Raw genomic sequence first — 13,036 nt, 5'->3', positions numbered from 1 at the left:
GGTGTCCGGTCGATCATGTTCGGAGCCAGATGGTGAGGGCTGCGGCGGTTGCGGTGCCGAGGTAGACGTAGCGGCGTTTGTCGTAGCGGGTGGCGACCGCCCGGTGCTGCTTGAGGCGGTTGATGGCCCGTTCGACGGTGTTGCGTTTCCTGTACCGGTCTTCGTCGAAGCCCGGTGGCCGTCCGCCGCGTGAGCCTTTGCGCAGGCGGGCGGCCTGGCTGTCGGTCTTCTCCGGGATTGTGTGCCGGATACCGCGACGCCTCAGGTATTCGCGGCACGGCCCGTTGCTGTAAGCCTTGTCGGCCGCGACGCTGTCAGGCGTCTTGCGGGGCCTGCCAGGCCCGGTCTTCGGGATGCGGATCTTCTCCAGGACCGGCTTGAACTGGGTGCAGTCCGCTCCCTGACCTGGTGTGACGATCAGGGACAGCGGGCGGCAGCGGCCGTCTGCGCTCAGGTGGAGCTTGGTGGTGAACCCGCCGCGTGAGCGGCCCAGGCCCTCACCTCCCGCACCACCTCCACCAGGCGGGCGTGCAGACTCTGCCAGGCGGTTTCGCCCTGGTGTTCTGGACCGTCGCCCCCTTTGAGGCGGGTGCCGGCGGCGGGTCGGTGCGGGCGCCGGCCGCGTGCTGATGAGCCCGCACGATGGTGGAGTCGACCGAGATGTCCCAGTCGATCTCACCCGCCGCATCCGCGGCGGCCTGGACATGCTGGAGCAGACGCTCCCACGTCCCGTCGCCCGACCACAGCCGGTGCCGTTCGTAGACGGTCTTCCACGGGCCGAACCGTTCGGGCAGGTCACGCCACTGAACACCGGTCCGGACCCGGTGCAGGATCCCGTCGATCACCTGCCGATGGTCCCGCCACCTGCCACAACGCCCGTTGCTGACTGGCAGGAACGGCCGCAGCCGTTCCCACTCGGCATCACTCAGATCACCCCGCCCCATGCCCACACCAACGACCCGGACATGAACCAGTCACATGATCGGCCGGACAAGTCCTAGTCGGTAGATCGACGGGGCGGCGGCAACCAGTTCTCGGTTGTCGCCGCCTCTGTGCTCAGAGCGCCAGGTGCCGTCGAAGTGCCGTTGCGAGTTCGGCCATGTGTTGGCGTGGCACCGAGCCGACCCGCTGGCGGACACGCTCCACCGACTCGTCGGCACCGTCGTTGGAGACGATCACCGCTGGTCTTCTCCTGTCGGCCTCGCCGCCCCGCGCCGGCTCCAGATCGACCATGTGGATGTCACCACGCCTCATTGGTGATTCCGTCCCCGCTCGTCCGGTCCCAGAGAGCGGCGTCCTCGCTCGCACTCCACTCCGCGAAAGCCTCTGTGTACTCGGCCTCAAGCTGGGTGGCACGCAGCGACTCGATGGCAGCGTGTATCACTGCGGACCGCGACTCGGCCTCCGTTCGCCTCACATACTCGTCGACGAAGGCAACATCCTCCTGCGGAAGACTCACACTGATCTTCATATCGCCGATACTGCCCGGAGTAGGAACACTCCGGCCACCTCAGCGGCGTACCTCGAACAGGAAGCAGCCGTACTCCACCGCCCGTACGTGGACGAGCGCCACCTCCGGGTCCGCGAACGCCTCCGCGAAGGCGGCGTCGAAGCCCGTGTCCAGGCCCTCGTCCGCCGACTCGGGGATCTCCAGCAGTCGGCCGCCGACGATGCGGCCCTCGGAGTCGTAGCGGCGTACGGTGCGCAGCACTCCGGGGCGAGCGAAAGGGTGGCCGGTCCTGTCCTCGGCCGGGCCCTCGCAGGCGTCGGCGTGGATGAAGACGGGGCCCTGCTCGTCGTACGGGCCGGGCTTCGCCCAGTTCTCGGCCGCCCAGCGACGCAGTGGCGCGTACGTGACGAGGGTGATCCGCTCGCCCGCGCGGCTGCGCCGCAGACAGCAGCGCAGCGGGGCGCCGCCCTCGGGGTCGGTGTACGGGGTGCGGGTGGCGCCCGCGTCGTCGGCGTCGCGGAGTTCCTTGAGGACGGCGGGCTCGATGGGCCGTGCGGTGTGCTGTGCGGTGTGCTGAGTCATGTGTCCGAGCATCGCGCCGCGACCGCGCGCCGACCGGCGGTTTTCGGACGTCGCGGTGCGGCTCGGGGCGGCGTGTTTACTGCCGGGCGGCGGACGGGGTCCGCATGGAAGGATGAGCCAAAACGTACCGATCCGAGGAGATGACCGGGTGCCTGGCACAAATCTGACCCGTGAAGAGGCGCAAGCGCGGGCGCGCCTCCTCACCGTTGACTCGTACGAGATCGACCTCGATCTCAGCGGCGCGCAGGAGGGCGGCACCTACCGGTCCGTCACGACCGTGCGTTTCGAGAGCGCGGAAGCCGGGGCGGAGTCCTTCATCGACCTGGTGGCACCCGCCGTGCACGAGGTGGTGCTGAACGGCAAGGCGCTGAACGTGGCCGCGGTGTTCCGGGACTCGCGCATCACGCTGCACGATCTGCGGCAGGGCGCGAACGAGCTGACGGTGAGCGCGGACTGCGAGTACACCAACACCGGTGAGGGCCTGCACCGCTTCGTCGACCCGGTCGACCAACAGGCGTATCTGTACACGCAGTTCGAGGTGCCGGACGCGCGCCGCGTGTTCGCCTCGTTCGAGCAGCCGGACCTCAAGGCGACGTTCCGGTTCACCGTGACCGCCCCCGAGGGCTGGACCGTTGTCTCGAACTCCCCCACGCCCGAGCCCGATGCGAACGTGTGGCGCTTCGAGCCGACGCCGCGGATCTCGACGTACATCACCGCGCTGATCGTCGGCCCGTACCACTCGGTGCACAGCACGTACGACAAGGACGGCCAGTCGGTGCCGCTCGGTGTCTACTGCAGGCCCTCGCTCGCCGAGTATCTGGACGCGGACGCGATCTTCGAGGTCACGCGGCTCGGCTTCGAGTGGTTCCAGGAGAAGTTCGACTACGCGTATCCGTTCGCCAAGTACGACCAGTTGTTCGTACCGGAGTTCAACGCGGGCGCGATGGAGAACGCGGGCGCCGTCACCATCCGCGACCAGTACGTCTTCCGCTCGAAGGTGACGGACGCGGCGTACGAGACGCGCGCCGAGACGATCCTGCACGAGCTGGCGCACATGTGGTTCGGCGACCTGGTCACCATGGAGTGGTGGAACGACCTGTGGCTGAACGAGTCGTTCGCGACGTACACCTCGATCGCGTGTCTCGCGCACGCGCCCGGCTCGCGGTGGCCGCAGTCGTGGACGACGTTCGCCAACTCCATGAAGACCTGGGCGTACCGGCAGGACCAGCTCCCGTCGACGCACCCGATCATGGCGGACATCACCGACCTGGACGACGTGCTCGTCAACTTCGACGGGATCACGTACGCGAAGGGCGCCTCCGTACTCAAGCAGCTCGTCGCCTATGTCGGGCAGGACGAGTTCTTCCGGGGCGTACAGGCGTACTTCAAGGCGCACGCGTTCGGGAACACGCGCCTGTCCGATCTGCTCGGCGCGCTGGAGGAGACCTCCGGGCGTGATCTGAAGACCTGGTCGAAGGCATGGCTGGAGACGGCCGGGATCAACATCCTGCGGCCGGAGATCGAGCTGGACGGTGCGGGGCACGTGGTGTCCCTCGCCGTACGGCAGGAGGCGCCCGCACTGCCCCCGGGCGCGAAGGGCACACCGGTGCTGCGCCCGCACCGCATCGCGATCGGCTGCTACGACCTGGACGCGGACGGCCAACTGGTCCGCACCAGCCGCATCGAGCTGGACGTCGAGGGCGAGCTGACCCAGGTGCCGTTCCCGGCGAACACGCCGCGGCCCGCGGTGATCCTGCTCAACGACGACGACCTGAGCTACGCGAAGGTCCGCCTGGACGAGGAGTCGCTGCGGGTCGTCACCGCGCACCTGGGAGACTTCACGGAGTCGCTGCCGCGCGCGCTGAGCTGGGCGTCGGCGTGGGACATGACGCGCGACGGCGAGCTGGCGACCCGCGACTATCTGGCGCTGGTGCTGTCGGGCATCGCCAAGGAGACGGACATCGGCGTCGTGCAGTCGCTGCACCGCCAGGTGAAGCTCGCGCTGGACCTGTACGCGGCGCCGGCCTGGCGCGAGACGGGGCTCACGCGGTGGACGGAGGCGACGCTGGCGCAACTGCGGACGGCGCGGCCGGGCAGCGACCACCAGCTCGCGTGGGCGCGCGCCTTCGCGGCGACGGCCCGCACCCCGCAGCAACTGGACGTGCTCCAGGGGCTGTTGGACGGTTCGGAGTCGATCGACGGCCTGGCGGTCGACACCGAGCTGCGCTGGGCGTTCGTCCAGCGTCTGGCGGCGGTCGGTCTGCACGACGAGGAGGAGATCGCCGCCGAGTACGAGCGCGACCGTACGGCGGCGGGCGAGCGGCACGCCGCGGCGGCCCGCGCGGCGCGGCCGACCGCCGAGGCGAAGGCCGAGGCGTGGGCGTCGGTCGTGGAGTCCGACAAGCTCCCGAACGCGCTCCAGGAGGCGGTCATCGGCGGCTTCGTCCAGACGGACCAGCTCGAACTGCTGGCGCCGTACACGCAGAAGTACTTCGCGGCCGTCAAGGACGTGTGGGACTCACGCAGCCACGAGATGGCGCAGCAGATCGCGCTGGGCCTGTATCCCGCGCTCCAGGTGTCGCGGTCGACACTGGACGCGACGGACGCCTGGCTGGACTCGGCATCACCGAACGCGGCGCTGCGCCGGCTGATGTCGGAGTCCCGCGCGGGCGTGGAGCGCGCGCTGCGCGCCCAGGCGGCGGACGGCGCGGCCGGGTGACGACGCGCTGAGGTGACTCCGGCGGAGGGTGGGGCCGGTCCTGTCATTCGGGGCCGGCCCCGCCTCGTCAGAAGGGCGCGGCGCGCGGAAAGGCGGCGCGCGGAAAGGCGCCGCGTGGCACACCTGTGCCGCGCGGCGCCTTCTTCAGAAGAGGGGTCCTCAGACCCGGTGTTCCTTCTTCGACTTGTCGAGGACCATCACCAGTCCGGCGATCACCGCGAACAGCAGCAGCGGGATGCCCACGTACAGGCCGAGGGTCTCCACGACCGTCAGGCCCGGACCCGGGTCGTCGCCGTCGTCCGGGGTGGCGGCGAGCACGGGAGACGACATGAGCAGCATCATCAGCGTCGTTCCGGCCATGACAGCGCCGGCGCGCAAGGCGTTCTTCTTGTCCACGGTGCCAACGTAGCGAACGCGCGGGGCGACCGCGCGCCCGGGGTGCCGTACCAAAGGGTCAAGACACGGCAGAGGGCCGCAATACGGCCATCAGGCCGTGCAGCCGGGGCGAGGCGGCCAGTTCCTCCAGGGTCATCGGGCGGCCCCGCGCGTCGGCGACCGGCAGGCGCCAGTTCGGATACTGGTCCCAGGTGCCGGGCAGATTCTGCGGTCTGCGGTCGCCCACCGCGTCGGGCAGCCAGACACCGATCATGCGGGCCGGGGTGCGCACCAGGAAGCGGTGGAACGCGCGGATGCGCTCCTCCTCGTCGCCGCCGTCCGGCGGCAGCAGACCGAGCCGGGTGAGCGTGGCCAGCCAGTCGGCGACCTCGGCGGACTCCTCGCGCCGCTCCTGCTCCAGCGGGCGGCCGAGCAGCCCGAGGCGGTGCCGCAGCTCCACATGCTCGCCGGTGAGCCGCGCGGCGGTGGACGGCAGGTCGTGGGTCGTGGCGGTGGCGACGCAGTCCTCGCGCCAGCTCTCCGGGGCCAGCGGGCGGCCCGTGCCCTGCCAGTCGCGCTCGAACCAGAGCACGGACGTGCCGAGCACGCCGCGCCGGTGCAGTGCCTCCCGTACGCCGGGCTCGACCGTGCCCAGGTCTTCTCCTATGACGACGGCGCCCGCGCGGTGCGCCTCCAGGACGAGGACGGCGAGCATCGCCTCGGCGTCGTAACGCACGTACGTGCCTCGGGTGGGGTCCGCGCCCGCCGGGACCCACCAGAGCCGGAAGAGGCCCATCACATGGTCGATCCGCAGGGCGCCGGCGTGTGTGAGCAGGCCGCGCAGCAGTCCTCTGTACGGCGCGTAGCCGGACGCGGCGAGGACGTCGGGGCGCCAGGGCGGCAGTCCCCAGTCCTGGCCGTGGGCGTTGAACGCGTCCGGCGGGGCGCCCACGGACATGCCCTCGGCGAAGGCGTCGCGCTGCGCCCAGGCGTCGGCCCCGCCGGGGTGAACGCCGACCGCGAGGTCGTGGACGATGCCGACGGCCATGCCCGCGTCACGGGCGGCGCGGTCCGCCGCCGCGAGCTGTTCGTCGGTGAGCCAGGCCAGCCAGCGGTGGAAGTCGACGCGGTCGGTCAGTTCGTGCCGGGCGCGGCTCGTCTCGGCGGAGCGCGGGTCGCGCAGCCCCCGCGGCCAGTCGTGCCACTCGGAGCCGTACACCTCGGCGAGGGCGCACCAGGTGGCGTGGTCCTGAAGGGCCTGGCCCTGCTCGGCCAGGAAGTGGTGGTACGCGGCGCGGCGGCCGGGGCCGAGCGGGATCTCGCGCACGATGCCCAGGGCCTCGCGCTTGAGCTGCCACACGGCGTCGCGGTCGATGAGCGCGTCCTTCTCCAGGACGGCGGCGCGCAGAGCGGCGGCCCGCTCCAGCAGCCCGTCGAGTTGTGCGGTCCCGGGGCCGGTGACGTACGCGTACTCGGGGACGGCCTCGACCCGCAGATGGACGGGGTCGGGGAAGCGGCGCGAGGAGGGGCGGTACGGCGAGGGGTCGGTGGGGTCGCCGGGGACGGCGGCGTGCAGCGGGTTGATCTGGACGAATCCGGCGCCCAGCTCCCGGCCGGACCAGGTGGCGACCTCGGCGAGGTCGCCGAGGTCGCCCATGCCCCAGGAGCGGGTGGACAGCAGGGAGTAGAGCTGGACGAGGAAGCCGTGCGTACGGGGCGGGGGCTGCGGCACCTCACGCGGGGCGACGACGAGCACGGCGCCGGCCGTACGGCCGTCCGCGGCGACTGCGACGATCCGGTGGACCCCGAGGGGCAGTTCGGGCCAGGAACGGCTCTCAGGGGCGTGTGTCGGCCGGGCGTCGAGCGACGGCCACTCGACCGTGTCGCCCTGCTCGGTCTCCACACTCAGGACGGTGCCGGGCGGCAGATCGGCCAGGGCCCGGGGAAGCGCGGGCGGCGCTGCCGCCGCGTCCGATTCGGCGGGGGTCGTCCACACGACCACGGTGGGCGGCAACAGGCGGCTCTCGGCGGCGGACTCGGCCTCGGCCAGCGCGGACCGGACGGCGTCGTCGGTCGACGCGTCGACGCCCAGCGCGGCGAGCACCGCGACGACCGTCTCGTCGGGGACCGGGACGCTGACGTCGGGGCCGGGTGAGTGGACGGTGGCGACACCGTGCAGCGCCGCGAGCCTGGCCAGGCCCATTCAGACTCCTGAGAACTCCGTGCCACCGGCCGTACCGGGCGCGGTCGGCTCGCTGGTAAGTGGTGCGGCATCGGCGAGCGGGGGCTCGCTGGTGAGCGGTGCGGCGTCGGCGAGGGGCGGTTCGCTGGTGAGCGGACCCGGGATGTCGCCGGTCAGCGGTCCGGGCAGGGTGACGGCGAGGGGTTCTTCGCCGGCCGGGTCACCAGGAACCGTCTGTTTGGAAAGGGCGGTGTGACACAACTGCGCGGCTGCGGCCATGACGGCGCCTCCAAATGCTCGGACAACAGGACACAGCAGCCCTACCCAGTCGGCACGGCCGCAGACGTACTGCTGCGGTAAACGTGCCCCGGGTCACGGTGCGTTCCCCGAGCGGGAGTTGATCCCCCCTAACTATCACAACGGGCAAAACAGACACAACGGCCACACGCATTGACACCCACACCCCGGGGTGGTGGGCTCGTCGCCCATCGACCCGGACAGGGCCCAGGTGGCCACAAAGGGAGCGACCGGCATGCGACTCGGGCACAGAAGACGGACGGCGACAGCGGTCGCGGTCGCCGTGATCGGCGGACTCCTCGGTACAGCACCCGGCGCGACGGCGGCCCCACCCGATCCGGGCTCCCCGGCGGCCACCACACCCGACGGCGAGGGTGCAGGCGAGCGCGAGGGCGAGGGCGGGTCGGCGTTGCCCGAGGTCTGGCCCCGTCCCCAGTCGATCAAGGCGGGCGGCGAGGCCGTCGCCCTCGGTGACGAAGTCACCGTCGTCGCGCCCGGCGACGCGGATCCGTACGCCGTCGCCGCCCTGACGCGGGCGCTGCGCGAGGCCGGGGTCCGTACGGTGCGTACGGCCGCCCCGCCCGCCTCCGGCCGCCCTACGGCCACCACCGCGCCCGGCACCGGCCCGGTCGTCCTCGCGGGCGGCGGCGGCGCTCAGGACGCCCTCAGGGCCCTGCGGGCACGTGAGCGGACGGATCTGCCCTCCGGGGGCTACCGGATCGCCGTGGGCACCGTCTCGGGGCGCGCGACGATCGCGCTCGACGGGGTCGGCGACGACGGCCTCTTCCACGCCGCGCAGACCCTGCGCCAGTTGATCGGCGGCGCACCGGGCCGGGCGAAGGTCCCCGGCGTCCTCGTACGCGACTGGCCGGGCACAGCGGTGCGCGGAATGACGGAGGGCTTCTACGGGGAGCCCTGGGGTCATCAGGAGCGGCTGGCGCAGCTCGACTTCATGGGGCGGACCAAGCAGAACCGCTATCTCTACGCGCCGGGCGACGACGCGTTCCGTCAGGCGCGCTGGCGCGAGCCGTACCCGGCCGCGCAGCGGGCGGAGTTCCGCGATCTGGCCGAGCGCGCGGCACGCAACCATGTGACGCTCGCGTGGGCCGTGGCTCCGGCCCAGGCCATGTGCATGTCGTCGGACGACGACGTCAAGGCGCTCAACCGCAAGATCGACGCGATGTGGGCGCTGGGGGTGCGCGCCTTCCAGCTCCAGTTCCAGGACGTCAGCTACAGCGAGTGGCGCTGCGAGGAGGACCGGGACACCTTCGGTTCGGGTCCCGGCGCCGCCGCGAAGGCGCAGGCGCGCGTCGCGAACGCGGTGGCGGACCATCTCGCGCGGCGGCACGCGGGCGGTGAGCCGCTGACCCTGATGCCGACGGAGTATTTCCAGGAGGGCGCCACCGAGTACCGCACGGCGCTCGCCGGCGACCTCGACGGGCGGGTCCAGGTCGCGTGGACGGGCGTGGGGGTCGTGCCGCGCACCATCACCGGGCGTGAACTGGCCGGTGCGCGCGAGGCGTTCAAGCATCCGCTGGTGACGATGGACAACTACCCGGTCAACGACTACGAGCGGGGGCGTATCTTCCTCGGCCCCTACACGGGCCGGGAGCCCGCCGTCGCCTCCGGTTCGGCCGCGCTCCTCGCCAACGCGAGTGAGCAGCCGGCCGCGTCCCGTATCCCGCTGTTCACGGCCGCCGACTACGCCTGGAATCCGCGCGGTTATCGGCCGCAGGAGTCCTGGCAGGCGGCCATGGACGATCTCGCGGACGGCGACCTTGAGGCGCGCGAGGCCATCGGGGCGCTCGCCGGGAACGAATCGTCGTCGATCCTTGACCCGACCGAGTCGGCGTATCTGCGCCCTCTGTTGAAGGACTTCTGGAGCACCCGTACGCAGGCGGCGTCGACGACGGATCCGAAGGCCAGGGACCGGGCGGCGAGCCGACTGCGGGCGGCGTTCACCGTGATGCGTCAGACGCCGGAGCGCCTGGCCGGGACGGCAGAAGGCCGGTTGGACGACGAAGTGCGGCCGTGGAGCGAGCAGTTGGCGCGCTACGGCCGGGCCGGTGAACTGTCGGTGGACATGCTCCAGGCGCAGGCCCGGGGCGACGGCGACGCCGCCTGGCAGGCGTCGCTCGACCTCGAACCGCTGCGCGAGGCGACGGCGGCGGCACGGAGCACGGCCAGGGTCGGCGAGGGTGTGCTCGAGCCGTTCCTCGACCGCGCGGCCAAGTCGTCGGCGGCCTGGACGGGCGCGGACCGTTCGGCGGGGCCGGAGGCCCAGGCGACCCGCGGCACGGACGCGTACACCGTGGGCGTCGGGCGGGCGCGCCCCGTCGGCGTGATCACGACCATGACGGAGCCGGGCACGGGCGACGGCGCCTGGGTGGAGGCCCATGTCCCCGGCGAGGGCTGGCGGCGGCTCGGCCCCGTGTCCCAGACGGGCTGGACCCAGACGGACGCGAAGGGGCTGCTCGCCGACTCCGTACGGATCACCTGGCCCGACGTGCCGGGCGCGACGGCGCCTTCGGTGCGGCGCGTCGTGCCGTGGTTCACCGACGAGCCGCGAGTACGGCTCGATCTCGCCCGGAGCGTGGCGGACGCCGAGATCGGCGGGAAGCCGGAGACGGTGGACGTGGAGCTGGAGGCACAGCGTCCCGGCGCGATCAGCGGCGCGCTGACGGCGAAGGCCCCGGACGGCATCGAGGTGACGGTGCCCAAGCGGGTGACGGTGCCGCGCGGTGTCGTCACGACCGTGCCCGTCGAGATCAGCGTCCCCGAGGGCACCGCCGCGGGGACCTATCGGGTGCCGCTGGCCTTCGGCGGTGAGGAGCGCGTCGTGACGGTGCGGGCCTCGCCGCGTACGGGCGGAGCCGACCTCCTGAGGAAGCCGGCCGTTTCGGTGACGTCCTCCGGCGACGAGACCCCCGACTTCCCGGCGTCGGCGGCGGCGGACGGCGACCCGGCCACCCGCTGGTCGTCACCCGTCGAGGACGGCGCGTGGTGGCAGGCGGAGCTGGCGGAGCCGGTCAGGCTCGGTCAGGTCGTACTGACGTGGCAGGACGCGTACGCGAGCGGCTACCGGATCCAGGTCTCGTCGGACGGGCGCGTGTGGCGCGACGCGGTGCGGGTGACGGACGGCAAGGGCGGGCGCGAGTCGGTCCGGATGGACGCCAAGGACACCCGCTTCATCCGGATCCAGGGCGAGCGGCGCGCGACGGAGTTCGGTTACTCACTGTGGTCGGTGGAGGCGTACGCGGTGGCGGAGCCGCCTCCGTAAAGAGGCAGCGCCGTCACGGCACGCGCCTCCGGCACGACAAAGGCCCGGATCCTAGGCAGAGATGCCGTCGATCCGGGCCACCGCGTCCTCGGCGCCGAAGGGTTGCAGATACGGCATCCAGCGCGGATCCCGGTGTCCGGTCCCGATGATCCGCCAGGCGAGCCCGGACGGCGGCGCGGGCTGGTGCCGCAGCCGCCAGCCCAGCTCCCGCAGGTGCCGGTCGGCCTTCACGTGATTGCAGCGGCGGCAGGCGGCCACCACGTTGTCCCACACGTGTTTGCCGCCCCGGCTGCGCGGGATGACGTGGTCGACGCTGGTGGCGACGGAGCCGCAGTACATACAGCGCCCGCCGTCCCTGGCGAACAGCGCACGCCGGGTCAGCGGGACGGGCCCGCGGTAGGGGACCCGTACGAACCGCTTCAGCCGTACGACGCTGGGCGCGGCGACGACCTGGGTCTCGCTGTGCAGGAACGCGCCGGATTCCTCCAGGCAGATGGCCTTGTTCTCCAGAACGAGGACGAGCGCGCGGCGGAGCGGTACGACGCCGAGCGGCTCGTACGACGCGTTGAGGACCAGGACATGTGGCACGGTGCCTCCAGTTACGCCGGCGGCGCGTGGCTCGCGCCGGGACGATCTGTCTCAGTCTCTCCTCATGCCTGGTCGAAACGCCACCACGTCTTGGTAACGGGCTCGGAGTGTTTTCGACCACACCCGCCCCGCACCCCCTGACCTGGCCTGTCCGCGTCCCCGCGGCTTCCTGGGACTTCGCCCGGTGGCGGCGCGTGAGGAGTGTCTCTCCCCCGTCCGTGGCGGCGGAGTACACGCGATGCCCCGTTAGTGTGGTTGGTCCCGCCCGTGTTTCCAGGAGGTTCCCGCCGTGTCCCTGCCCGCCGCGCCGGCCCCGGACCCGTCGTCCGGGCCCGCCACATTCGACGAGGCGGCGGAACGCGCCAACGACGCCGCCGGCTGGGTGGAGCAGAACTGGTCCACCTGGCTGAGCATCGGCCTGCGCATCCTGCTGATCGTGGTGATCGCGCTCGTCCTGCGCCATGTCCTGCGCCGCACCATCACGAGGCTGATAGCGCGGATGAACCGCAGCGCCACGGCGGTGGAGGGCACGGCGCTCGGCGGCCTCCTGGTGAACGCGGAGCGGCGCAGGCAGCGCTCGGAGGCCATCGGCTCCGTGCTCCGGTCGGTGACGTCGTTCGTGATCCTCGGTACGGCGGCGCTGATGGCGCTCGGGGCGCTGAACATCAATCTGGCCCCGCTGCTGGCGTCGGCGGGTGTCGCCGGTGTGGCCCTGGGCTTCGGCGCGCGCAATCTCGTCACCGACTTCCTGTCCGGCGTCTTCATGATCCTGGAGGACCAGTACGGCGTGGGCGACACCATCGACGCGGGCGTCGCCTCCGGCGAGGTCATCGAGGTCGGGCTGCGGGTGACCAAGCTGCGCGGCGACGACGGCGAGATCTGGTACGTCCGCAACGGCGAGGTGAAGCGGATCGGCAACCTCAGCCAGGGCTGGGCCACGGCCGGTGTCGATGTGACCGTGCGGCCGACCGAGGATCTGGACAAGGTCCGCGAGGTCATCACCGCGGTCGCGGAGAAGATGGCGAAGGAGGACCCCTGGGCGGAGCGCCTGTGGGGCCCGGTCGAGATCCTGGGGCTGGACTCCGTCCTGCTCGAGTCGATGACGGTGCGGGTGAGCGCGAAGACGATGCCGGGCAAGGCGCTGGGGGTGGAGCGCGAGCTGCGCTGGCGCATCAAACAGGCGTTCGACGCGGCGGACATCCAGATCGTCGGCGGACTGCCCCTGGCGGGCACGGAGGCGGCGGTCGCGGCGGATCCGGCGGCCGGTGTGGCCGCGCCGTCCGCCCTGGCGAGCCCCACGTCGCCGCAGTCGCTCGCGGCGTCGCCGATACCGCCGCAGTCCGCGAACCCCAATCTGACGAAGTAGGGCCGCGCAACCCGGGCAGCGCTCCCCGGCCAGGGCCTGGCACCTTCTGGTCCAGGTTGCCGATCTGGAGGCGTACCGCGGTGAGGTCGGACTTGATGATCCCGAACTCGCGGTCGTGCCTCTCCGCGACCTCTTCGAAACGCCGGGTCAGGGCAGCGAGTTCACTGTGAACGAAGCTTGCCGTGCTGATCAGCTCT

11 protein-coding genes are annotated in these 13,036 nt (G+C 71.9%); 3 read left to right on the top strand and 8 right to left on the bottom strand.

Annotation, left to right across the window (positions count from 1 at the left end; genetic code table 11):
* Positions 1 to 13: 13 nt before the first annotated feature.
* The 4 genes from OG329_RS29165 to OG329_RS29150 form a co-directional block, all read right to left on the bottom strand.
* A protein-coding gene (locus OG329_RS29165) for an IS5 family transposase (RefSeq protein ID WP_405799383.1) occupies positions 14 to 944 on the bottom strand; the annotation gives its coding sequence in 2 pieces (ribosomal slippage) (positions 14 to 593 and positions 592 to 944; 933 coding nt in all).
* Positions 945 to 1,056: 112 nt separating this feature from the next.
* A complete protein-coding gene (locus OG329_RS29160; RefSeq protein WP_405799382.1) occupies positions 1,057 to 1,254 on the bottom strand; it encodes a type II toxin-antitoxin system PemK/MazF family toxin in 198 nt (65 codons plus the stop codon).
* Positions 1,241 to 1,471: a ribbon-helix-helix domain-containing protein gene (locus tag OG329_RS29155; RefSeq protein WP_405799381.1), complete on the bottom strand. Its 231-nt coding sequence runs from the start codon at positions 1,469 to 1,471 to the stop codon at positions 1,241 to 1,243. The genes OG329_RS29160 and OG329_RS29155 overlap by 14 nt, the downstream gene beginning before the upstream one ends.
* Before the next feature lie 39 nt (positions 1,472 to 1,510).
* Positions 1,511 to 2,032, bottom strand: a complete 522-nt coding sequence (locus OG329_RS29150) for a DUF1203 domain-containing protein (protein ID WP_405799380.1) — start codon at positions 2,030 to 2,032, stop codon at positions 1,511 to 1,513.
* Positions 2,033 to 2,180: 148 nt separating this feature from the next.
* On the opposite strand from OG329_RS29150, the gene pepN reads away from it, so the two are divergent.
* Positions 2,181 to 4,751, top strand: a complete 2,571-nt coding sequence (pepN, locus tag OG329_RS29145) for an aminopeptidase N (RefSeq protein WP_405799379.1) — start codon at positions 2,181 to 2,183, stop codon at positions 4,749 to 4,751.
* Between the two features lie 159 nt (positions 4,752 to 4,910).
* Here the strand turns inward: pepN and OG329_RS29140 are convergent, their stop codons facing one another.
* From OG329_RS29140 to OG329_RS29130, 3 genes are read right to left on the bottom strand one after another with little or no spacing between them, the layout of a single operon-like run.
* Complete coding sequence (locus OG329_RS29140; protein ID WP_405799378.1) at positions 4,911 to 5,147, bottom strand: hypothetical protein; 237 nt, start codon at positions 5,145 to 5,147, stop codon at positions 4,911 to 4,913.
* Positions 5,148 to 5,205: 58 nt separating this feature from the next.
* On the bottom strand, positions 5,206 to 7,329 hold the full coding sequence (gene malQ, locus OG329_RS29135; protein WP_405799377.1) for a 4-alpha-glucanotransferase: 2,124 nt from the start codon (positions 7,327 to 7,329) through the stop codon (positions 5,206 to 5,208).
* Positions 7,330 to 7,587 (bottom strand): hypothetical protein, encoded by a 258-nt coding sequence (locus OG329_RS29130; RefSeq protein ID WP_405799376.1) that lies wholly within the window; start codon positions 7,585 to 7,587, stop codon positions 7,330 to 7,332.
* Positions 7,588 to 7,840: 253 nt separating this feature from the next.
* On the opposite strand from OG329_RS29130, the gene OG329_RS29125 reads away from it, so the two are divergent.
* Complete coding sequence (locus OG329_RS29125; protein ID WP_405799375.1) at positions 7,841 to 10,885, top strand: beta-N-acetylglucosaminidase domain-containing protein; 3,045 nt, start codon at positions 7,841 to 7,843, stop codon at positions 10,883 to 10,885.
* Between the two features lie 51 nt (positions 10,886 to 10,936).
* Here OG329_RS29125 and OG329_RS29120 read toward each other — a convergent pair whose 3' ends face one another.
* Positions 10,937 to 11,473: an HNH endonuclease gene (locus OG329_RS29120; protein ID WP_078077307.1), complete on the bottom strand. Its 537-nt coding sequence runs from the start codon at positions 11,471 to 11,473 to the stop codon at positions 10,937 to 10,939.
* Between the two features lie 289 nt (positions 11,474 to 11,762).
* Between OG329_RS29120 and OG329_RS29115 the strand changes: the two genes are divergently transcribed.
* Entirely contained in the window at positions 11,763 to 12,839 is a 1,077-nt protein-coding gene (locus tag OG329_RS29115) for a mechanosensitive ion channel family protein (protein WP_405799374.1), read from the top strand.
* Positions 12,840 to 13,036: the final 197 nt, after the last annotated feature.

This window comes from Streptomyces sp. NBC_01506 (genome assembly GCF_045040295.1).
In the GTDB taxonomy this organism is placed as follows: Bacteria; Actinomycetota; Actinomycetes; order Streptomycetales; family Streptomycetaceae; genus Streptomyces.
Note: the sequence above shows the minus strand (reverse complement) of the source record. Positions and strands in the feature narration are given on the sequence as shown.

Bases quoted from the DNA above. Each gene is read 5' to 3' on its own strand.
- OG329_RS29155 (WP_405799381.1), bottom strand. From the start codon at position 1,471: ATGAAGATCAGTGTGAGTCTTCCGCAGGAGGATGTTGCCTTCGTCGAC.
- OG329_RS29130 (WP_405799376.1), bottom strand. From the start codon at position 7,587: ATGGCCGCAGCCGCGCAGTTGTGTCACACCGCCCTTTCCAAACAGACG.
- OG329_RS29125 (WP_405799375.1), top strand. From the start codon at position 7,841: ATGCGACTCGGGCACAGAAGACGGACGGCGACAGCGGTCGCGGTCGCC.
- malQ (WP_405799377.1), bottom strand. From the start codon at position 7,329: ATGGGCCTGGCCAGGCTCGCGGCGCTGCACGGTGTCGCCACCGTCCAC.
- OG329_RS29160 (WP_405799382.1), bottom strand. From the start codon at position 1,254: ATGAGGCGTGGTGACATCCACATGGTCGATCTGGAGCCGGCGCGGGGC.
- OG329_RS29150 (WP_405799380.1), bottom strand. From the start codon at position 2,032: ATGACTCAGCACACCGCACAGCACACCGCACGGCCCATCGAGCCCGCC.